Annotated in this window: 18 protein-coding genes; 9 read left to right on the plus strand and 9 right to left on the minus strand. The window is 72.1% G+C overall.

Translation table 11 applies throughout. The annotated features are described in order from the left end of the window. Window positions 1-42 precede the first annotated feature (42 nt). A complete protein-coding gene (locus E6P78_RS24080) occupies window positions 43-681 on the minus strand; it encodes an NAD(P)H-dependent oxidoreductase (protein WP_136205722.1) in 639 nt (212 codons plus the stop codon). Window positions 682-784: 103 nt separating this feature from the next. Between E6P78_RS24080 and E6P78_RS24085 the strand changes: the two genes are divergently transcribed. From E6P78_RS24085 to E6P78_RS24095, 3 genes are all read left to right on the plus strand, one after another. Then, window positions 785-1279 carry a DUF5990 family protein gene (locus E6P78_RS24085; protein ID WP_136205723.1) on the plus strand — a complete coding sequence of 165 codons (495 nt, stop codon included), beginning with the start codon at window positions 785-787 and terminating at the stop codon, window positions 1277-1279. Window positions 1280-1652: 373 nt separating this feature from the next. Then, window positions 1653-2639: a hypothetical protein gene (locus E6P78_RS24090; RefSeq protein WP_240799361.1), complete on the plus strand. Its 987-nt coding sequence runs from the start codon at window positions 1653-1655 to the stop codon at window positions 2637-2639. 92 nt (window positions 2640-2731) lie between these two features. Continuing rightward, a complete protein-coding gene (locus E6P78_RS24095) occupies window positions 2732-3355 on the plus strand; it encodes a class F sortase (protein ID WP_136205724.1) in 624 nt (207 codons plus the stop codon). 9 nt (window positions 3356-3364) lie between these two features. Here E6P78_RS24095 and E6P78_RS24100 read toward each other — a convergent pair whose 3' ends face one another. After that, entirely contained in the window at window positions 3365-4153 is a 789-nt protein-coding gene (locus E6P78_RS24100; RefSeq protein ID WP_136205725.1) for a TSUP family transporter, read from the minus strand. A 254-nt stretch (window positions 4154-4407) separates the two neighbouring features. Between E6P78_RS24100 and E6P78_RS24105 the strand changes: the two genes are divergently transcribed. Beyond that, a complete protein-coding gene (locus E6P78_RS24105) occupies window positions 4408-5337 on the plus strand; it encodes an oxidoreductase (RefSeq protein WP_136205726.1) in 930 nt (309 codons plus the stop codon). Window positions 5338-5358: 21 nt separating this feature from the next. On the opposite strand, the gene E6P78_RS24110 is transcribed toward E6P78_RS24105, so the two are convergent. From E6P78_RS24110 to dusB, 4 genes are all read right to left on the minus strand, one after another. Beyond that, entirely contained in the window at window positions 5359-5769 is a 411-nt protein-coding gene (locus E6P78_RS24110) for a VOC family protein (RefSeq protein ID WP_136205727.1), read from the minus strand. A gap of 250 nt (window positions 5770-6019) precedes the next feature. Next, window positions 6020-7024: a helix-turn-helix domain-containing protein gene (locus E6P78_RS24115; RefSeq protein ID WP_206307895.1), complete on the minus strand. Its 1005-nt coding sequence runs from the start codon at window positions 7022-7024 to the stop codon at window positions 6020-6022. A gap of 516 nt (window positions 7025-7540) precedes the next feature. After that, window positions 7541-10252: a pyruvate, phosphate dikinase gene (gene ppdK / locus E6P78_RS24120; RefSeq protein WP_136205728.1), complete on the minus strand. Its 2712-nt coding sequence runs from the start codon at window positions 10250-10252 to the stop codon at window positions 7541-7543. A gap of 551 nt (window positions 10253-10803) precedes the next feature. Further along, on the minus strand, window positions 10804-11952 hold the full coding sequence (gene dusB / locus E6P78_RS24125) for a tRNA dihydrouridine synthase DusB (RefSeq protein ID WP_136205729.1): 1149 nt from the start codon (window positions 11950-11952) through the stop codon (window positions 10804-10806). Window positions 11953-12092: 140 nt separating this feature from the next. Here dusB and bla point away from each other — a divergent pair, with 140 nt between their 5' ends. Together bla and E6P78_RS24135 are read left to right on the plus strand one after the other, a co-directional pair. After that, the gene (gene bla, locus E6P78_RS24130; protein ID WP_136205730.1) at window positions 12093-13049 is read left to right on the plus strand and encodes a class A beta-lactamase; all 957 of its coding nucleotides are present in this window, start codon (window positions 12093-12095) and stop codon (window positions 13047-13049) included. Window positions 13050-13064: 15 nt separating this feature from the next. Next, window positions 13065-14540 carry an MFS transporter gene (locus tag E6P78_RS24135; protein WP_136205731.1) on the plus strand — a complete coding sequence of 492 codons (1476 nt, stop codon included), beginning with the start codon at window positions 13065-13067 and terminating at the stop codon, window positions 14538-14540. On the opposite strand, the gene E6P78_RS24140 is transcribed toward E6P78_RS24135, so the two are convergent. After that, on the minus strand, window positions 14510-15391 hold the full coding sequence (locus tag E6P78_RS24140; protein WP_206307896.1) for a helix-turn-helix domain-containing protein: 882 nt from the start codon (window positions 15389-15391) through the stop codon (window positions 14510-14512). The genes E6P78_RS24135 and E6P78_RS24140 overlap by 31 nt on opposite strands. Before the next feature lie 191 nt (window positions 15392-15582). On the opposite strand from E6P78_RS24140, the gene E6P78_RS24145 reads away from it, so the two are divergent. Further along, the gene (locus tag E6P78_RS24145) at window positions 15583-17004 is read left to right on the plus strand and encodes an MFS transporter (protein ID WP_136205771.1); all 1422 of its coding nucleotides are present in this window, start codon (window positions 15583-15585) and stop codon (window positions 17002-17004) included. A 201-nt stretch (window positions 17005-17205) separates the two neighbouring features. On the opposite strand, the gene E6P78_RS24150 is transcribed toward E6P78_RS24145, so the two are convergent. Further along, a complete protein-coding gene (locus E6P78_RS24150) occupies window positions 17206-17466 on the minus strand; it encodes a DUF6243 family protein (protein ID WP_136205733.1) in 261 nt (86 codons plus the stop codon). Window positions 17467-17785: 319 nt separating this feature from the next. Between E6P78_RS24150 and E6P78_RS24155 the strand changes: the two genes are divergently transcribed. Next, window positions 17786-18799: an aldo/keto reductase gene (locus E6P78_RS24155; RefSeq protein WP_136205734.1), complete on the plus strand. Its 1014-nt coding sequence runs from the start codon at window positions 17786-17788 to the stop codon at window positions 18797-18799. 89 nt (window positions 18800-18888) lie between these two features. Next, entirely contained in the window at window positions 18889-19476 is a 588-nt protein-coding gene (locus E6P78_RS24160; protein WP_136205735.1) for a TetR family transcriptional regulator, read from the plus strand. Between the two features lie 380 nt (window positions 19477-19856). Here the strand turns inward: E6P78_RS24160 and E6P78_RS24170 are convergent, their stop codons facing one another. Then, window positions 19857-21239, minus strand: coding sequence for a glycine--tRNA ligase (locus tag E6P78_RS24170; protein WP_136205736.1), 1383 nt, complete (start codon window positions 21237-21239; stop codon window positions 19857-19859). Window positions 21240-21299: the final 60 nt, after the last annotated feature.

Raw genomic sequence — 21299 nt, forward strand, 5'->3', positions numbered from 1 at the left:
GGTGTGCTCCCCGATTGTCGGCCCGCGGCCTCCGCCGCGCCATCAGCCGGCGTACGGGTGGGCCTGCCTCGCGGCCCGCAGCGCCCGGCCCCACCAGACCAGCTGGTCGAGCAGCGACTTCGCGGCGGCGTCGGGCCCGGCCGGGTCGCAGTGCCTGCCCTCGTCGTCGAACTGGGCGCCGGCGTTGTGGAAGGAGACCGTGTCGCGGATCGAGACGGTGTGCAGTTCGGCGAAGACCTGCCGCAGGTGCTCGACCGCCCGCAGCCCGCCGGAGACCCCGCCGTACGAGACGAAGGCCACCGGCTTCGCCTGCCATTCGGCTCGGTACCAGTCGATGAGGTTCTTGAGGGGCGCCGGGTAGGAGTGGTTGTACTCGGGGGTGACGACGACGAAGGCGTCGGCCCTCGCCAGCCGCGCGGCGACATCGGCCACCACCTCCCGGGTGCCGGGCGCCGGGCGGTAGGAGAGGGCGGTGGGCAGGTCGAGCCCGGCGACGTCGATCACATCGGTCTCGATCGCGGGGTGGGCGTCGGAGTGGGCGAAGAACCAGTCGGCGACGACGGGCGCGAACCGGCCCTCGCGGTTGCTGGCGAGGATGACGGCCACCTTCAGCGGGGCGGTTTCGGTCAGGTCGGTTCCGGTCAGGGCGGTGGCGGTGGATTCCGCGGTGATGAGGTCCATGGCGAAGACGTTCGTGCATCAACCATGGTTGAGGTCAAGCGCGGCAGGGAAGAGGCCCGGATACCCCACCGGAGGCGGCGGCCCGGCGCGGGATCATGGCCCCATGGAGACTCCCGCTGAAGGCCCGCACCCCACACCCCTGCAGCTCCACATCGAGGCCTCACGGCTGCCCGGCCTCTCATGCCCGCCCGGCCCCGGGTTCCCCGGCCACGAGAACATCCACGTGGGCGTGCAGCGCAAGGACCGGCCCGGCGAACTCCTCGGCCTGCACCCGGGCGACGCGGCCGGCGCCCGCTGGACCCTGGACTGCACGGCGGCCCCGGAGGCGGACGGCGTCGTGGTCCGGGGGCCGTACGTGCAGAACCGGCTCGGCGGGCGCTTCGTCTACCTGTCCTGGGGCACGGTCGACGCCGACGGCCTGTTCTCCATGTTCCGGCGGGCCAAGCTGATGTTCGCCGACATCGACGCGGCCGTCCTGGAGGCGGCCGCGGGCTCCGGACACCTCACCGCACGGCTCCCGCTCTCCGACGCCGAGGGGCGGCCCCGCTGCGCCCGGGTCCGGCCGCCGGTCGTCCAGTGGTCGGCCACCGCGCCGTAAGGGGTGCCCGACGCAGTCCGCCCCCTCCGGGCCCAGGGGGGGGGAGGCCCGGAGGGGGCGGTGGCCGGGGGCGGCGGTGCGCGCCGTCCCGTGGGGGGTTGTGATGCGTGTTCCCGCCCAGAGCCGGGCCACGCATATGACGTACGCCACATTTAACGGCGGGCTCGTCACCCGATCGGCACCGGGCCGCGAAGAACCGCGCACTCTGCCCGCCGTCACCGCCGCGACCTGCGGCGATACCCCGTGGCAAGGAGGCCGCGCCGGGCCGTACGGGTGAAAGCTGACTCGGTGTCAGCAGGCATGGGCGTCCGGGCGGCTGTTGGCTCGGACCCAGGACACACCCGCCAGCGCCCCTTGCTCGGAGGAAACCCCCATGCGCCGTCCTGCCCGACTCGTGACCGGCACCGCTGCCGCGGCCCTTGCCGCCGCCGCGCTCGGCCTCAGCGCCGCCGCCCCGTCCGCGTACGGGGACGAGCCGGCACCCTTGCGGATCACCCCGGCGAGCGCCGCCCCGGGCGCCACGGTCACCGTGAACACCACCGCCTGCGGGAGCGACACCGGCGCCACCGGAGACGCGAGCGCGCTGGACGCCCCCCGCTTCCCGCTGGCGCCCGCCACGCTCAAGGAGGTGCTGGCCGGTTCGTTCCGGGTGCCCGGCAGCGTCGAACCCGGGCCGTACAGCATCGGCGTGGAGTGCGCGAACGGCAAGGAGACCACCGGCCGGATCGAGGTGAGGGCCGCGGACCGGGCGGCCGGTGACGGCGCCGACAGCGCGGCCGGCGCCTCGCGGGACGCGGCCGCCGGCCTCCCCGCCGGTTCCTCCGAGGACCCGGCCGAGATCCCCGAGGTTTCCGACACCTCCGACGCCTCCGACGCCTCCGACGCCTCCGACGCCTCCGACTACGACTTCACCGGCCCGAACGGCCTCGGCGGCCAGGCCGGGCGGGACGGTCAGGGCGGTCAGGGCGCCCTCGACGGCCTAAACGAGGCGGAGGCCGCCGGTTCCGCCCTCGTGCCGGACGCGCCCACGGACGCGGGCCGCACCACGACCACCGAGCGCCCGGCACCTTCCGGCCACCAGAGCACGCCCGGCCGGGACGAGACCGGTTCCGGGTCCGGGCGGAACGAGACCGGGTCGGGCCGGGACGAGACCGGGTCGGGCGGGCGTGAGACCCCCACCGGTCCGCACACCTCGGCCGCGCCCACCGCCCCCTCGGGGCACGTGAAGACCGGGATCGGCGGCAGCGTCGGACCGGACACCACCCAGATCGCGGCGGGAGCCGGCGTACTCGCCGCTGCCGCCGTCGGCGGAGCCTGGCTCCTGCGTCGCCGGGCGAGCGGCACGCAGGACGGCAGCTGACGGAGACATCCACCTCTCCGTCCCGCCCGGTATCCGTCCCGGTGGCCACGCGCCACCGGGACGGGACCGTTCCGTTTCCCCGGAGGACGACCGTGTCCCAGAAGGCCAAGGGCTGGCTGCTCGTCATCGCGGCGCTGGCCGGTGTCTGGCTGATCAGGAACGGCGCCGACGCCCAGCTCACCCCGCCCGGCCCCGCCGCCGCCGAAGCCTTCGCCGCCGGCCCCGCCCTGCTGCCCGGGACGCCGGTCGCCGAACCCCTGCGCCCCTCCGCCCCCGTCCGCATCAGGATTCCCGCCATCCGGGTCGACGCGCCGATGATGCGCCTCGGGCTCGGCGCGGACGGCAGCCTCGACGTACCGCCGGCCGGGAACACCGACATCGTCGGCTGGTACAAGGACGGCACCCCACCCGGCGCCAAGGGCACGGCGATCGTGGCCGGCCATGTCGACAACACCCAGGGCCCCTCCGTCTTCTACGACCTGGGCTCACTGAAGAAGGGCAGCACCGTCGAGGTGGACCGGCAGGACGGCCGTACCGCCGTCTTCACGCTCGACGCGATCGAGGTGTACGAGAGCGAGGACTTCCCCGACCGGCGGGTGTACGGCGCCTCGGAGCACGCCTCGCTGCGGCTGATCACCTGCGGCGGCGGGTTCTCCGAGTCGACGGGCTACCGGGGCAACGTGGTGGCGTACGCCCACCTCACCGGCGTGCGATGAGGACGCCGCTCAGCTCTGCCACTGGTCGAAGGCGAGCTTGGCGACCAGCGAGAAGACGACCACCAGCAGCACTCCACGCACGAACTCGCTGCCCTTGCGCAGCGCCATCCGCGCCCCGAGCAGACCGCCCGCCAGGTTGAACACCGCCATCAGCGCGGCCAGTTGCCACAGCACGTTGCCCTGATAAGCGAACATCGCCAGGGCGCCGGCGTTGGTGCAGACGTTGACGATCTTGGCGGTGGCGGAGGCCGTCAGCAGGTCGAGGTGGAGCACCGCGGTCAGGGCCAGTACCAGGAAGGTGCCCGTGCCCGGCCCGAACAGTCCGTCGTACAGGCCGATGCCGCCGCCCACCAGGACGATCGCGGTGACCGTACGGGCCCGGGTGACCAGGGGCGGGACGCCGTCCCCGGCCGCCCGGCCGAACTGGGGCCGCAGCATCACGAACGCGGCGACCGCCAGCAGCACCACCATGATCACCGGGCGCAGCACGTCACTGCTGATCCCGGCGGCGAAGAACGCGCCGGTCATCGACCCCGCCAGGGCCGCGAGCCCGATCCGTACGGCCGTGCCGACCTTCACCGGCGCCTTGCGCGCGTAGGTGACGGCGGCGCCCGAGGTGCCGACGATGGCGACCGCCTTGTTGGTGCCGAGGATCTGCGCGGCCGGCAGGTGCGGGAGCCCCAGCAGCAGCGCGGGCAGCAGGAGCAGTCCGCCGCCCCCGACCACCGCGTCGATCCAGCCTGCCGCGGCTGCGGCGAGGCAGAGCACGACGAGTGTGGTCAGGGTGATGTCCGGCATGAACGCGACCCTAAGGAGCGGACGCGTGTGCCGTCCAACCATCTCGGGGGTGCGGCCGGAAAGTTGAGCCAACTCTGAGGTTCCCGCAGCCCACGCCCCTTTTTCCCGGCCGCCGGCGGCCTCACACGCCCTCCTCGTGGGTGCTGAGCGCAAGGTTCCTCCCGGGAAACAGCCCTGTCGCACGCGCCGAGGGCCGGAGGAACCTCCGAACGGGTACTTCCGGCCATCCGGGCCCCCGGTCGTACGCTTGATCCATGAACCAGGGCTGGCACGCGCGCGACATACCCGACCAGAGCGGCCGCACGGCCGTGGTGACGGGAGCCAACAGCGGAATCGGGCTGATCACGGCGCGGGAGCTGGCCCGCAGCGGGGCCCGGGTGCTGCTCGCCTGCCGCGACGAGCGGCGCGGCAAGGAGGCGGCGGCCCGCATCCGGTACGCGGTGCGGGGCGCGGACGTGGAGTTCGCCGCACTGGATCTGGCCGATCTCTCCTCCGTACGCGAGTTCGCCGCGGACTACCGGGAGGACCGGCTCGACCTGCTGATCAACAACGCCGGTGTGATGGCCCTTCCGTACGGGCGGACCGCCGACGGTTTCGAGACCCAGTTCGGCGTCAACCACCTGGGCCACTTCGCGCTCACCGGACTGCTGCTGCCCAAGTTGCTGGCCACTCCGGGCGCCCGGGTGGTGAGCGTGTCCAGCGGGCTGCACGCACTGGCCGACATCGACATGGGCGACCTCAACAGCGAGCGAAACTACCGCCGCTGGATCGCCTACGGCCGCTCGAAGACGGCCAACCTGCTCTTCGTCCACGAGCTGGCCCGGCGGGCCACGGCGGCGGGCAGCGGCCTGGTCGCCGCCGCCGCGCATCCCGGCTACGCGTCGACCAACCTCCAGACGGCGGGCGCCCGGATGGAGAACCGCAGGACGGCGGAGCGGGTCATGGAGCTCGGCAACCGCGTCATCGCCCAGCCGGCGTCGGCCGGTGCCCTGCCCACCCTGTACGCGGCCACCGCGCCGGGGGTGCGCCCCGACTCGTTCACCGGGCCGCGGCTGCTGGGGTGGCGCGGCGCGCCCCGCCCGGCCTGGCGGGCGGGCTGGACGCGCAGCGACGTGGCGGGCGAGCGCCTGTGGGTGGCCTCGGAGCAGCTGACCGGGGTGACCTACGCGGGGCTCGGGTCCTGAGCCCCGCGCGGGCCCCGGGGCTCAGCCCTGGTCCTGGACGGCGGACGGGTCCATCCAGATGACCTCCCAGATGTGGTGGTCCGGGTCCTGGAAGGACCGGCCGTACATGAAGCCGAGGTCCTGCGGCTCGTTGGCGGGCGATCCGCCGTTGGCGAGGGCGGCGTCGGCCAGCTCGTCCACCTTCTCGCGGCTGTCGGCGCTGAGCGCGAGGATCACCTCGGTGGACGCCGAGGCGTCCGCGATCTCCTTCTTGGTGAAGTCCTTGAAGCGCTCCTCCTGGAGGAACATGGCGAAGATCGTGTCGCTGATGACGAGACAGGCGGTGCGCTCGTCGCTGAACTGCGGGTTGAAGGAGTAGCCCAGCTTGCCGAAGAAGCCCTTGGCCGTCTCCAGGTCCTTGACCGGCAGGTTCACGAAGATCATCTGAGGCATGGCCGTCTCACTCTCTCGGTGCGTGTTCCGTATGCGTCCGGCGTACGCGATGTGTGTCTATATGTGTGTCTGTGTGTGCGTCTGTGTGTGCGTCTGTCGAATACGTGTCGACAGATAGACGCCCGGGCCGCCGGAAACTCATCGGTGGCGGGCGGCAGATCCTTCCGCGCGGCCAGATCCTTCCGCGCGGCCAGATCCTTCCGGGCGGCGAATCCTTTCCGCGCGGCGCCGGACGGAAAACCTCGGGCGCTCAGGACACCGCGAGCGGCGCCCCGCCCCGCAGCAGCGAGCCGCCGAGCGGGGTCAGGGTGTGCAGGACCGAGCTGCCGTGCCGCAGTGTGTGGACGAGGCCCGCCTCGCGCAGCACGCAGGCGTGCTGGCTGGCCGAGGCGAGGGAGACCCCGGCGCGGCGGGCCAGTTCGCTGGTCGTGCAGCCGTCGCCGATGGCCCGCAGGACCGTGGAGCGGGTCTGGCCGAGTAACCGGCCGAGCCAGGGGCCCGGTTCGGCGAAGCCGGGGGCCGCGGGGTGGGCGACCGGGTAGACGAGGACGGGCGGGAGCAGCGGGTCGCGCAGGACGACGGGGGCGCCCCGGCAGAAGAACGACGGCTGGAGGAGCAGCCCGCGCCCGTCCAGGTGGAGGTCGCGGTCGACGGGGTAGTCCGCCTCCAGGACGGGCGCCCGCCAGCGGATCACCGGCGGGAGCGAGGCGAGCAGTGCGTCGCTGCCGCCGTCCAGGAGGGCACGGCCCCGGATCGCGCGGTCGGCCTCGACGGCGGACTGGATGTGCGGCCAGTACGGCTCTACGGCGGCGCGGTGGTAGTCCCGCAAAATTCCGACGAGCCGGCCCAAGTGCTCGGTACCGCCCTCGCGCAGCGGTTCGAGCCGGGCGCGCCGGGCCGTGCGCCGGGCGCCTGGCGCGCCCCGGTCGTCCACCATCGCGATCTCGGCCCGCAGACGCTCGGGCGGCGTCGCGCGCACGGCCTCCATTCCGGCGTCGGGGCCGAGCGGTTCGGCGCTTTCCTGAGAAGGCGTCAGGAAGTCGGGGAAATAACCGCGCGGCGGAACCACCGCGGACAGCAGACGCACTTCACCGCTCAACCGTGGACGGGTTTCCGCGCGCCATTTTCCGAACACCGCGGAAGCCCTCCGGTCCCTCAGCCGGTGAAAGCTGAGAATGGTCTCCCACAGCGCGTCCGGCCCGGCGGCCATCCGCACCTTGGAAAGGTCCCATCCGGAAACATGGATACGCAGCACCGAACTCCCACCCCTTGCACCTGCAATTACCCCTTCGCAAGTGTATGCGAACCGTAACAGCACGTCACCACGGGGTTTCGGCCAGAGGTGAAACGTCTCGCCCGGACCCGCCGCCGGACGAAAGGCTGTACGACGTCGGGTGCGATTCCGGAGCCACCGGAAGAGCGAGTGAAGGCCGTGGGGGGTTTTGCTCGTTCGGCGGCGGTTGGCAATGGTGCGGCTCCGCACTCGACGGGGGTAAGCCGGGTGCGGCCCGTGGGTGGGGACCCATGGGCCGCACCCTGGTCCGTTCAGGCCGACTTCTTTGCGTATTAAACGAAGCAATGTCCGCTGGTAACCTGAGCGGTTAACCGGAGTGGAATTTACCCAGACATGACAACAACTGGTGGGTGGCTACGACAAGGCGGCGGCACCCCCGCACAGGGTGCCGCCGCCTCCGGAATTCCGCGGCGGCCACCGGTTCGGTGAGGGTCGGACGAACCGGCGGCGCCTGCGGAATCAGTGGGTGGTGCCGCGTCAGCGGCTGTCGCTGCCCCGCGACTCGGCGGCCGCCCGGCCCGCTTCCAGGCGCGCCACCGGAATGCGGAACGGCGAGCAGGAGACGTAGTCGAGGCCCGCCTCGTGGAAGAAGTGCACCGACTCGGGGTCACCCCCGTGCTCGCCGCAGACGCCGAGCTTCAGGTCGGGGCGGGTGGCACGGCCGGCCGCCACGGCGCTGCGTACGAGCGAGCCGACGCCGTCCTTGTCGATCGTCTCGAACGGCGAGACCCCGAAGATGCCCTTCTCCAGGTACGCCGTGAAGAACGAGGCCTCCACGTCGTCGCGGGAGAAGCCCCACACCGTCTGGGTCAGGTCGTTGGTGCCGAAGGAGAAGAACTCCGCCGCCTCCGCGATCTGCCCCGCCGTCAGCGCGGCGCGCGGCAGCTCGATCATCGTGCCGATCTTCAGCTTGAGGTCCGTGCCGGTGGCGGCCTGCACCTCGGCGATGACCCGGTCCGCCTCCTCGCGGACGATCTCCAGCTCCTGGACCGTGCCGACGAGCGGGATCATGATCTCGGCGCGAGGGTCGCCCTTGGCGTTCCTGCGGGCGGCGGCCGCCTCGGCGATGGCCCGCACCTGCATGGCGAACAGGCCGGGGATGACCAGGCCGAGCCGGACCCCGCGCAGCCCCAGCATCGGGTTCTGCTCGTGCAGCTTGTGCACGGCCTGGAGCAGCCGCAGGTCGTTCTCGTTGGCGTCCTTGCGGGACTCCGCGAGCGCCACCCGCACCGAAAGCTCGGTGATGTCGGGCAGGAACTCGTGCAGCGGCGGGTCCAGCAGCCGTACGGTGACCGGCAGGCCGTCCATCGCCTCGAACAGCTCGATGAAGTCCGCCTTCTGGAGCGGCAGCAGCTGCTCCAGGGCCGTCTCGCGCTCCTGGTCGGTGTCGGCCAGGATCAGCTTCTCGACCATCTCGCGGCGCTCACCGAGGAACATGTGCTCGGTGCGGCACAGGCCGATGCCCTGGGCGCCGAAGCGGCGGGCCCGTAGGGCGTCCTCGGCGCTGTCGGCGTTGGCCCGCACCCGCAGCCGGCGCATCCGGTCCGCGTACGCCATGATCCGGTGCACGGCGGCGACCAGCTCGTCGGCATCGTCGGCGCCCGCGTGCATCCGGCCCTCGAAGTACTCGACGACCGGGGACGGCACGACGGGGACCTCACCGAGGTACACCTTGCCGGTGGAGCCGTCGACGGAGACGAGGTCGCCCTCCTCCACCACGGTGTCGCCGACCGTCAGCCGGCGGCGCTTGGTGTCGACCTCGATCTCCTCGGCGCCGCAGACACAGGTCTTGCCCATGCCGCGGGCGACGACGGCGGCGTGCGAGGTCTTGCCGCCGCGCGAGGTCAGGATGCCCTCGGCGGCGATCATGCCGTCCAGGTCGTCCGGGTTGGTCTCGCGGCGGATCAGGATGACCTTCTCGCCGGAGCGGGACCACTTGACGGCGGTGTACGAGTCGAAGACCGCCTTGCCGACCGCCGCGCCCGGCGAGGCCGCGATGCCCCGGCCGAGCCGCCGGGTCCTGGTGGTGTCGTCGAAGCGCGGGAACATCAGCTGCGCGAGCTGGGCGCCGGTGACCCGCTGCAGCGCCTCGGCCTCGTCGATCAGCCCCTGGTCCACCAGCTGGGTGGCGATCCGGAAGGCGGCACCGGCGGTGCGCTTGCCGACCCGGGTCTGGAGCATCCACAGGTGGCCGCGCTCGATGGTGAACTCGATGTCGCAGAGGTCCTTGTAGTGGGTCTCCAGCGTCTCCATGATCTTCAGCAGCTGGTCGTACGACTGCTTGTCGATCGTCTCCAGCTCGGCGAGCGGCACGGTGTTGCGGATGCCCGCGACGACGTCCTCGCCCTGCGCGTTCTGGAGGTAGTCGCCGTAGACGCCCTGGTGGCCGCTGGCCGGGTCACGGGTGAAGGCGACGCCCGTTCCGGAGTCGGGGCCGAGGTTGCCGAAGACCATCGAGCAGACGTTGACGGCGGTGCCGAGGTCGCCGGGGATGCGCTCCTGGCGGCGGTAGAGCTTGGCCCGGTCGGTGTTCCACGAGTCGAAGACCGCCTTTATGGCCAGGTCCATCTGCTCGCGCGCGTCCTGCGGGAAGTCGCGGCCGGCGTCGCGGGTGACGATCTTCTTGAACTGCTTGACCAGCTTCTTCAGGTCGGCCGCGTCGAGGTCCACGTCGACGGTGACGCCCTTGGCCTCCTTCGCGGCCTCCAGCGCCTCCTCGAAGAGGTCGCCGTCGACCCCGAGGACGGTCTTGCCGAACATCTGGATGAGGCGGCGGTAGGAGTCCCACGCGAACCGCTCGTCACCGGCCTGCTCGGCGAGGCCCACGACCGAGGCGTCGGAGAGGCCGATGTTGAGGACGGTGTCCATCATGCCGGGCATCGAGAACTTGGCGCCGGAGCGGACGGAGACCAGCAGCGGGTCATCGGCCTGGCCGAGCTTCTTGCCCATCCGGGTCTCCAGGGCGTCGAGGTGCGCACTCACCTCGTCGCGGAGCGCCGTCGGCTCCTCGCCGCTCTCCAGGTAGACCTTGCACGCCTCGGTGGTGATGGTGAACCCGGGAGGGACGGGGAGACCGAGGTTGGTCATCTCGGCGAGGTTGGCCCCCTTCCCGCCGAGCAGGTCCTTCAGATCCTTGTTGCCCTCGGTGAAGTCGTAGACGAACTTCTGCACATCACTGTTTTCCGACACGGGTCTCGACTCCTCGAGGACGCGGTGGCTGCCCTGACGGCGAGGAACATACCCAGATCGAAGGTGTGCCGGTACGTCCACTTGCGCGTCGTACGGCCGTAACCACCCGTCCGCCAGCAGATCGAAAGTCACCCGGTCGACGGGCCCCGTGAAGCGATGCGTTCAGGACTCGTACACAGGATTACGCAGAGCGCGCCGATACCCGCAGTTCGATGGCTGAAAGTAACCGAAGCCTCGATCGATCAAAGTGGAGCCACCTGGCACCCAGTGCCACCATTTGAGAAGTGCAGCCCCCGATTTCGCGCTCATCAGAGCGCGACCTACCTCAGAGTGGCGAGAATCACGCCGGAATGGCCGCTCAGATGTCACCATCCGGACACCCGTTTGATAACTCTAAGCGAGGCGATGATCACGCAGAGGCGCCGAGTGAGGGTCATAGGTATACACAAAGCATCGTTCCGTGGTCCGGGGGCCCGATTCGCGCCCCATGAAGCGCTCAGATGAGCAAAGGACTCGGGGGGCACCGGGTGCCCTCCCCTCACACGGCCCCCTCAGCCCCCGGAGGTGTCCAGCTCCGCGTCTGCGCCGACGCCCGCGCAGTCGTACGGGTCCTTCAGCCAACCGTCCGGGAGAGCCACCCGGTTGTTACCGGAGGTGCGTCCGCGCGGCCCGTCCGCGCCGTCCGGCCACGGCTGGTCGAGGTCCAGCTCCTGGAGCTGGGAGCCCAGCTCCTCCAGGGACGAGGTGATCGCCAGCTTCTTGCGCATCTCGGAGCCGACCGCGAAGCCCTTGAGGTACCAGGCCACGTGCTTGCGGAAGTCGATCACGCCCCGTGCCTCGTCGCCGATCCACTCCCCCAGCAGCGTCGCGTGGCGCAGCATGACGTCCGCGACGGTGCGCAGCGTGGGCGCCTGCCGCGTCCCCGTGCCCTCGAACGCGCTGACCAGGTCGCCGAAGAGCCAGGGGCGGCCCAGGCAGCCACGGCCCACGACGACGCCGTCGCAGCCGGTCTCGCGCATCATGCGCAGGGCGTCGTCCGCGCACCAGATGTCGCCGTTGCCGAGGACGGGGATCTCCGGGACGTGCTCCTTGAGGCGGGCGATGGCCTCCCAGTCGGCGGTGCCGCCGTAGTGCTGGGCGGTCGTCCGGCCGTGCATGGCGACCGCCGTGACGCCCTCCTCCACGGCGATCCGGCCGGCGTCGAGGAAGGTGAGGTGGTCGTCGTCGATGCCCTTGCGCATCTTGATGGTCACGGGCAGGTCCCCGGCCCGCGAGACGGCCTCGTGCAGGATCGCGCGCAGCAGCGGCCGCTTGTACGGGAGGGCCGAGCCGCCGCCCTTGCGGGTGACCTTGGGGACGGGGCAGCCGAAGTTCAGGTCGATGTGGTCGGCCAGGTCCTCGTCCACGATCATGCGGACCGCCTTGCCGACCGTGACCGGGTCCACTCCGTACAACTGGATGGAGCGGGGGGTCTCGCTCGCGTCGAAGTGGATGAGCTGCATGGTCTTCTCGTTGCGCTCGACCAGGGCCCTCGTCGTGATCATCTCGCTGACGAACAGCCCCTTGCCGCCGGAGAACTCCCGGCACAGCGTGCGGAAGGGGGCGTTGGTGATGCCGGCCATGGGGGCGAGGACCACCGGCGGCTGCACGGTGTGCGGGCCGATGCGGAGCAGCGGGGGCGAGGGGGCGAGCGTGGTCATGGCCCCATTGTCCCGTATCCGGGCCACTGCTCGGTGGGCGGCCGGGGCCCGCCGGGGGCGGCGAAAGGGCGGGCGTTGCCGGACCCCGGCCGTAGCGTGGGGTTTCCGGCAAGGAGCCGGCCGAGAAGGAGATGAAAGCCATGCTGCCCACTTCACGCTTGACCCTGACCGGTACGAAGCGCACCGCGGCCGCTCCCAGCCGCCGCAGGCTGCTCACGCTCGGGGGCGCGGGCGCCGCCGGGGCGCTGCTCCTCGGCGCGGGGTCCGCCCGGGCGGCGACCGCCCGCACGGCCGCCTCCACGTCGGCCCGGCTGCGCGAGCTGGAACGGGCGCACGGCGCCCGCGTCGGCGCGTTCGCGTACAACGCGGCCACCGGGGTCGCGGTCCGCCACCGGGCCGACGAGCGCTTTCCCCTGCTGTCCACCTTCAAGACGTTCGCCGCGGCGGCCGTCCTGCGGGATCTGGACCGGGAGGGCGAGGTCCTGGACAAGGTGATCCACTACACGGAGGCGGACTGCGTGTCCGATTCGCCGGTCACGGGCACCCCGGAGAACATCGCGAACGGGCTGAGCGTCGCCCGCCTGTGCGACGCGGCCATCGGTGACAGCGACAACACCGCAGGCAATCTGCTGCTGCGCGAGCTGGGCGGTCCCGGCGCGGTCACGCGTTTCGCCCGCTCGCTGGGCGACCGGGTGACCCGGCTGGACCGCTGGGAGCCCGAGCTCAACTCCGCCGAGCCGGGCCGGATCACGGACACGACGAGCCCGGCCTCGATCGCCCGCGACTACGCGCGGCTCGTGCTGGGGAGCGCGCTGGAGCCCCGGGACCGCGAGCGGCTGACCGAGTGGCTGCTGAACTGCCGGACGAGCGGCACCCGCTTCCGGGCCGGACTGCCGCCGGAGTGGACGGTCGCGGACAAGACGGGCGGCGGCCCGTACGGCTCGTGCAACGACGTGGGCATCGCCTGGACGCCGGAGGGGGCGCCGGTGGTCCTGGCGGTGCTGACGACGAAGCCCGGCGGCGATCCGGACGCGGCGGGCGACCATCCGCTGATCCGTGAGGCGGCGGGGATGCTGGCGGCGGCAGTCGTTAGTTAGCCGTACTATCGATGCATGCCCGAGCTCAGCCACCGGCGGCGGATGCTGGTGCTGGCGATCTGCTGCATGAGCCTGCTGATCGTCAGCCTCGACACCACCGCTCTGAACGTCGCCCTGCCCGCCATGCGCCGGGAACTGCACGCGAGCGTCGCGGGGATGCAGTGGACGATCGACGCGTACACGCTCGTCCTCGCCTCCCTGCTGATGCTCGCCGGTTCCACCGCCGACCGGATCGGCCGGCGCAAGGTCTTCATGGCCGGGCTCGTCCTGTTCACGCTGGGCTCGGCGCTCTGCTCGCTGGCGCCGAACCTGGAAGCGCTCATCGCGTTCCGGATGGTGCAGGCCGTCGGCGGCTCCATGCTCAACCCGGTGGCGATGTCGATCATCACCAACACCTTCACCGACCCGCGTGAGCGCGCCCGCGCGATCGGGGTCTGGGGCGGTGTCGTCGGCATCTCGATGGCGGCGGGCCCGGTGGTCGGCGGCGTCCTGGTCGACTCGGTCGGCTGGCGGTCGATCTTCTGGGTCAACCTGCCGGTCGGCATCGCCGCCCTGCTGCTGACCTGGCGTTACGTCCCCGAATCGCGCGCCCCCCGGGCCCGCCGCCCGGACCCGGTGGGGCAGCTCCTGGTGATCACGCTGCTGGGCTCGCTGACGTACGCGATCATCGAGGCGCCGCAGAAGGGCTGGGGCTCCCCCGAGATCCTGCTGTTCGCCTCGCTCGCGGCGGTCGCCCTGGCCGGCCTGCTGGTGTACGAGCCCCGGCGCGCGGACCCGCTGATCGACCTGCGGTTCTTCCACAGCGCCCCGTTCAGCGGGGCCACCGTCATCGCGGTCAGCGCCTTCGCCGCGCTGGGCGGCTTCCTCTTCCTCAACACCCTCTACCTCCAGGACGTCCGGGGGCTGAGCGCGCTGGAGGCCGGTCTGTACACGCTGCCGATGGCGGCCGTGGTCTGCGTCCTGTCGCCACTGTCGGGGCGGCTCGTGGCCAGTCGCGGGCCGCGCCTGCCGCTGCTGATCGCGGGCGGGGCGCTGGCGGTGAGCGGGCTGATGCTGGCGGCGTTCGACGCGGAGACCGGCACGGTCTCGATGTTCGCCGCCTATGTGCTGTTCGGCCTGGGCTTCGGCTCGGTGAACGCGCCCATCACCAACACCGCCGTCTCCGGCATGCCGCGCTCCCAGGCGGGCGTCGCGGCGGCCGTCGCCTCCACCAGCCGGCAGATCGGGCAGACCCTCGGCGTCGCCGTGATCGGCGCGGTCCTCGCGGCGGGCATGGCGGACCCCGGCGCGGCGGACGGCTTCGTGGCGGCGAGCAGGCCCGGCTGGTGGGTCGTGACCGGCTGCGGGCTCTGCGTCCTGCTCGTCGGGGCGCTGACCAGCGGGCGCTGGGCACGGGGCACCGCCCGCCGGACCGCCGAACGGCTGGCGGAGCCCGTGGACCCGGCCTCCGCGTCCACCGCTCAGTCCTCGGCGGCGCGCACCAGCTCCTGAAGCCGCTCCAGCCGCTCGCGGGTCTCCTCGTCGCGGGGTGCGTAGCTGACCAGCCGGGGGCCGGCCGCCGGGCCGAGCCAGAGGTCTGTGGTCTCCACGCGGAGCATCCCCACCCAGGCGTTGCGGAAGATCTTGGACCGGCTGCCGGACCCCACGACCTCGTGGCGGGCCCAGTTCTCGCGGAACTCCGGCGAGGCCGCCTCCAGGCGCCCCAGCAGCTCCTTCCAGGAGGGCTCGGCGAGGTGGTCGGCCATCGACGCCCGGAATTTGGCGGTCAGATAGCGGGCGAGCTCGGCCGTGTCCATGACCGAGGAGCGCCACTGCTCGTTCGTGTAGGCGAGCAGCATGACGTTGCGGTCCTCGGGAGCGACCGCGTCCATGTCGCAGAGCAGCCGGCCGTAGGTGCGGTTGTGGGCGAGGATGTCGTACCGGCTGTTCTGCACGCAGGCGGGGATCGGCTCCAGCTGCCGCAGCACGGTGCGCAGGGCCGAGGTGATGTGCGGGCAGTCGGTGCCGGGCGCGGGATCGACGGCGCCCGCGAGCGAGAAGAGGTGGCTGCGCTCGCTGCGGTCCAGAAGCAGGGCGCGGGCGAGCGCGTCGAGGACCTGCGGCGAGACCTGGATGTCGCGGGCCTGTTCGAGCCAGGTGTACCAGGTGACGCCGACGGCGGAGAGCTGGGCGACCTCCTCGCGGCGCAGCCCCGGTGTGCGCCGGCGGCGGCCCCGGACGAGCCCGACCTGCTCGGGGGTGATGCGTTCGCGGCGGCTGCGCAGGAAGTTCGCGAGCTCGTGCCGCCGGATCTCGGGCTCGCTCCGGCCGGGGGCGGCCGTCCGCGCGGCCGGCGTAGCCATGGTCGTCATTCCTCCAGAGTGCGGGACCGGCCGGGGCGATTCCAGGGGCCACGGGTAACGGGCGGGCTGTTCCAGGTGGTGTTTGTACCAGGATAAAGAGACTCTGGTACCAGGCTCCGAGTGGGGAGATCGTCGGTTCCGTGAGTGAATCCTCTGTACGGACGACGACGGCAGGCGCCACCACCTCACCGGTGGTGCGGCACGACCATCCCGCCCCGGTGCTCGGGGCGCTGGGACTGTTCACCGTGCTGCTGGGCGCGGCCCTTCCCCTGATCGACTTCTTCATCGTCAATGTCGCCCTGCCCACCATCGACCACGATCTGGCGGCGGGCCCCGCCCTGCTGGAACTGGTCGTCGCGGGCTACGGGCTCTCCTACGCCGTGCTGCTCGTCCTCGGCGGGCGGCTCGGCGACATGGCCGGCCGGCGCCGGCTCTTCCTGACCGGCATCGCGGCCTTCGGGCTGACCTCCCTGGCCTGCGGGCTCGCGCCGAACGCCTGGTCCCTGGTCGGGGCACGCGTGGCGCAGGGCGCGGCGGCGGCCCTGATGCTGCCGCAGGTGCTCGCCACCATCCAGGCGGCCACCTCGGGACACCGGCGGGCGCGCGCGATGAGCCTCTACGGGGCCACGGCGGGGCTCTCCATGGTCGCGGGCCAGATCCTGGGCGGTGCGCTGGTCGCCGCCGCGCCGCTGTCTTCGGTGTTCGGCGAGAGCGCGGGCTGGCGCTCGGTGTTCCTGGTCAACGTCCCGGTGGCCGCGGCCGGTCTGGTGCTGGCGGCGCGTGCGGTGCCGGAGACGCGTTCGGAGCGGCCCGCGCCCGTCGACGTACCGGGCACGCTGCTGCTCGCCGCGTCGCTGGTGACGCTGCTGGGCCCGCTGACCGAGGGCCGGGCGGCGGGCTGGCCGCTGTGGACCTGGGTGTCGCTCGCGCTGTTCCCGTTCGCGGCGGCCGCGTTCTACCGGGTGGAGCGGCGGGCGGACCGGCGCGGGCTGATCCCGCTGGTGCCGCCGACCTTGCTGCGGCTGGACTCGCTGCGGCGCGGGCTGGCGCTGGTGGCGCCGTTCTCGGTGGGCTTCGGCGGCTTCATGTTCGTCATCGCGGTGGCGCTCCAGCAGGGGCTGAAGCTGGGCCCGGCGGCGTCGGGCCTGTCGATGGCCCCGATGGCGGTGGCCTTCTTCGCGGCCTCACTGGCAGGCCCCCGGCTGGTGCGGCGTCACGGCAGCCGGGTCGTGACGGCCGGCGGGCTGATCCAGGCGGCCGGTGTCGTGGTGCTCGCGCTCACGGTGTGGCGCGGCTGGTCGGGCCTGGGGGCGGCGGGGCTGGTGCCCGGAATGGCCGTCGCCGGTTTCGGCCAGGGCCTCCAACTGCCCGTGCTGTTCCGCATCGTCCTGTCCGATGTGCCGCCGGAGCGGGCCGGGGTGGGCGGCGGGGTCATGACGACGACCCAGCAGGCCTCGCTGACGCTGGGCGTGGCGACGCTCGGTTCGCTGTTCCTGGCCCTGGTGCCGGGCTCGGGGATGCGGGACGCGCTGATCGTGACGCTGCTGGTCCAGCTGGCGGCGGTCGCCCTGACGACCCTGCTGAGCCTGCGGCTACCGCGCACGGTGGCGTGAGGGCGGGGGTTTTGACGGTGGCGTGAGGACGCGGGGGCTTTGACGGTGGCGTGAGGACGGGGGCTTTATCGGAATGCCGTGGCCCCGGCGGGCGGACGTCGGCGTGCCGAGGTCCCGGGGCGGGGGCGGGTGTCGGCGTGCCGCGGCCCCGGCGGGCGGACTGTGGCGGTCCGCCCGCCGGGGCCCGAGGTGTGGGACGGGTCAGCTCTGCGCGGCGTTCCCCTGCCGCGTCTCCTGCTGCGGGGTCTCGCCCTCCTGGGCGGTCTCCTGCTCGGCGGCCGGGGCCTCCGGCTGCTCGACACCGGTGGCGCGCTCCCGCATCTTGCGGAGCAGCTCCTGCTTCTGGTCGGCGGCCGTCCTGCGGTCGGCGTCGCGCGCGGAACCGGCGCCCTGCGCCCCGGCGCGGGACAGCTTCTTGCGCTGTCCGCCGACGCCGAGGAGGTTGTTACGGCTCTTGGCCACGGGGTTCTCCCATTTCCTGGTCTCAGTGAGGTCTGTTGCGACCTTGGGTCGATCCGAAAGGGCGGCGGGCGGTCGGGCCCGCCGCGCGCTCACTCGTAGATCTGGAAGAAGGAATACATGCGGAAGACGGTACCCATACGGGCCCCCCTCCTCACCCGGTTTTCCGCCGACGGACCGGATTCCCCCGTCTGAGGGAACGTGGACTGACAGATATTGAAAGCTGTCATCGCACATGCCATGGTTTTTGTGCGGTGCCGCAGACCTCTTCGGCATCCCACCGCGCCCTTACGCGCCCGTCCGACACCCCCAGGAGTCATCGATGACCGCCCTTCCCACCCGCGCACTCGGATCGACCGGCCCGCAGGTCTCCGCGATCGGCCTCGGCTGCATGGGCATGTCCGCGCTGTACGGCGAGAACGACCGCGCCGAGTCGATCGCCACCATCCACTCCGCGCTCGACGCCGGCATCACGCTGCTGGACACCGGCGACTTCTACGGCATGGGACACAACGAGCTGCTGATCAACGAGGCCCTGCGCACCGCCCCGGCAGCCGCTCGCGAACAGGCACTGATCAGCGTCAAGTTCGGAGCGCTGCGGACCGTCGAGGGCGGCTTCACGGGGTACGACGGCCGCCCGGCGGCCGTCCAGACCTTCGCGGCGTACTCCTTGCAGCGGCTCGGCACCGACCACATCGACGTCTACCGGATCGCCCGGGTCGACCCCGACGTCCCGATCGAGGAAACCGTCGGAGCCATCGCCGAGCTGGTCGAGGCCGGACACGTCCGCCACATCGGCCTGTCCGAAGTGGGCGCGGACACGATCCGGCGGGCGGCGGCCGTGGCCCCGATCTCGGACGTGCAGATCGAGTATTCGCTGCTCTCGCGGTCCATCGAGGCAGAGATCCTGCCCACCTGCCGCGAGCTGGGCATCGGTGTCACGGCGTACGGCGTGCTGTCGCGCGGACTGATCAGCGGCCACTTCAGCCCGGACCGCGAGCTGGCCCCGGGCGACTTCCGGTCCATGAGCCCCCGCTTCCAGGCGGAGAACCTCCGGCACAACCTGGACCTGGTCGAGGCGCTGCGCAAGATCGCCGAGCAGAAGGGGGTGACGGTGGCCCAGATCGCCATCGCCTGGGTCCTCGCCCGGGGCACGGACATCGTCCCGCTGGTCGGTGCCCGCCGCCGCGACCGGCTGACCGAGGCTCTCGGCGCCCTGGACGTCCAGCTGGACGCGGTGGCGCTCGCCGCGATCGAGGAGGCGGTCCCGGCGGGGTCGGCCGCCGGTGCCCGCTACCCGGCCGGCCAGATGGCCCACCTGGACAGTGAACGCTGACCTCCGGGTACGGTCGGCGAGGTGCGGGCCCCCACCCCCGGCCCCGGCCCCGGCCCCGCCCGACGCCCCCGAAAGGCAGCACACCCACGATGACGCCGCCCCCCGACCCGCTGACCCCCGAGCGCATCCTCGAAGCGACCGAGGAGGTCCTGCGCCGCTACGGGCCCGCCAAGGCCACCGTGGTCGACGTGGCGAGGGTGCTGGGCGTCAGCCACGGCAGTGTCTACCGCCACTTCCGGACCAAGACCGCCCTGCACGAGGCGGTGACCGGCCGCTGGCTGACCCGGACGGAGCTGGCGCTCACCGAAATCCTGGAGGCGTCCGCCCAGCCGGCCCCGGACAGGCTGCGGCAGTGGCTGGAGGCCCTGTTCGAGGCCAAGCGCCACAAGGCGGGCGACGACCCCGAGCTGTTCGCCACGTACGAGGTGCTGATGGGCGGGAGCACGGTCGTGGAGGACCACATCCGGCAGCTGGTCGGCCAGTTGCGGGAGATCATCGCGGAGGGGGTCGAGGAGGGGCGGTTCTCGGTCGACGACCCGGGGTCCGCCGCCCAGGCCGTGTTCGACGCGACGGCCCGCTTCCACGACCCGGGGTACGCCGCGGAGTGGCAGAAGCCCGCCATCGGGGCGGAGTTCGCCGCCGTCTCGGACCTGCTGCTGCGCGGCCTGCGCGCCTGATCCCGGGCCCGGACGCGCGCGTGGCCCCGGACGCGGACGCGGACGCGCGCCTGGCCCCGGACGCGGACGCGCGCCTGGCCCCGAGCGCGGACGCACGTCTGACCCCGGGCCCGGGTGCACGTCTGACCCCGGGCCCGGGTGCACGTCTGACCCCGGGCCCGGGTGCACGTCTGACCCCCGGCCCGGAAGCGGGCCACGGCCCCGGCGCGGTCCCGGTCGCGGCCCCGATCGCGCGCAGCCCCGCTCCGGACGCGGGCACGCGCAGCCTCGCCCCGGACGCGGCGGCCCCTGGCACATACTCGGCCGCGGCCCCGATCGCACGAAGCCCCCGGTTCCGCGGCGGGCGCGGAAGCGGGGGCTTCGGTCAGCGGGTGCGGCCGTCAGCAGCCGAGCAGCCGGGAGCCGAGGTAGCTCTGGATCTGGTCCAGGGAGACGCGCTCCTGCTTCATCGTGTCGCGCTCGCGAACGGTGACCGCGTTGTCGTCCAGGGTGTCGAAGTCGACGGTGACGCAGAACGGCGTGCCGATCTCGTCCTGGCGGCGGTAGCGGCGGCCGATGGCGCCCGCGTCGTCGAACTCGATGTTCCAGTTCTGCCGCAGGTCGGTGGCGAGGCCCTTGGCCTTCGGCGAGAGCTGCGGGTTGCGGGACAGCGGGAGGACCGCGACCTTGACCGGCGCCAGGCGCGGGTCGAGGCGCATCACGGCGCGCTTCTCCATGACGCCCTTGGCGTTCGGCGCCTCGTCCTCGCTGTAGGCGTCGAGGAGGAAGGCCAGCATCGCGCGGCCGACACCGGCTGCGGGCTCGATGACGTAGGGGGTGTAGCGCTCGCTCTTCTCCTGGTCGAAGAAGGACAGGTCCGTGCCGGAGGCCTTGGAGTGGGCCGTGAGGTCGTAGTCCGTGCGGTTGGCGACGCCCTCCAGCTCGCCCCACTCGCTGCCGCCGAAGCGGAAGCGGTACTCGATGTCAGCGGTGCGCTTGGAGTAGTGGGAGAGCTTCTCCTGCGGGTGCTCGAACCACCGCATGTTCTCCTCGCGCAGGCCGAGACCGGTGTACCAGTTCCAGCGCTGCTCCATCCAGTACTCCTGCCACTGCTCGTCCTCGCCCGGCTTGACGAAGAACTCCATCTCCATCTGCTCGAACTCGCGCGTGCGGAAGATGAAGTTGCCCGGAGTGATCTCGTTCCGGAAGGACTTGCCCATCTGCGCGATGCCGAACGGCGGCTTCTTGCGCGAGGTCTGCAGCACCTGGCCGAAGTTGGTGAAGATGCCCTGGGCGGTCTCGGGGCGCAGGTACGCGACGGAGCCGGAGTCCTGGGTCGGGCCGAGGTGCGTGGAGAGCAGGCCGGAGAACTGCTTGGGCTCGGTGAAGGTGCCCTTGTTGCCGCAGTTGGGGCAGTTGAGGTCGGCCAGGCCGTTGACCGGCGGCTTGCCGTGCTTCTCCTCGTACGCCTCCTCCAGGTGGTCGGCGCGGTAGCGCTTGTGGCAGGAGGTGCACTCGGTCAGCGGGTCGGAGAACGTGGCGACGTGGCCGGAGGCCGCCCACACCTCGGGGGCCAGGATGACCGACGAGTCGATGCCGACCACGTCCTCGCGGGAGGTGACCATGTAACGCCACCACTGGCGCTTGAGGTTCTCCTTGAGCTCGACACCCAGCGGCCCGTAGTCCCAGGCGGCGCGCTGACCACCGTAGATCTCACTGCAGGGGTAGACGAAGCCACGGCGCTTGCTCAGGCTGACGATGGAGTCGATCTTGTCGGCGGCCACGGTTCTCTCTTCATTACGACGACGGAACTGGACAAGGGTGGCCCGGGGCGCCTCGGTGGG

The sequence above is a fragment of the Streptomyces sp. A0958 genome (assembly GCF_004795035.1).
In the GTDB taxonomy this organism is placed as follows: domain Bacteria; phylum Actinomycetota; class Actinomycetes; order Streptomycetales; family Streptomycetaceae; genus Streptomyces.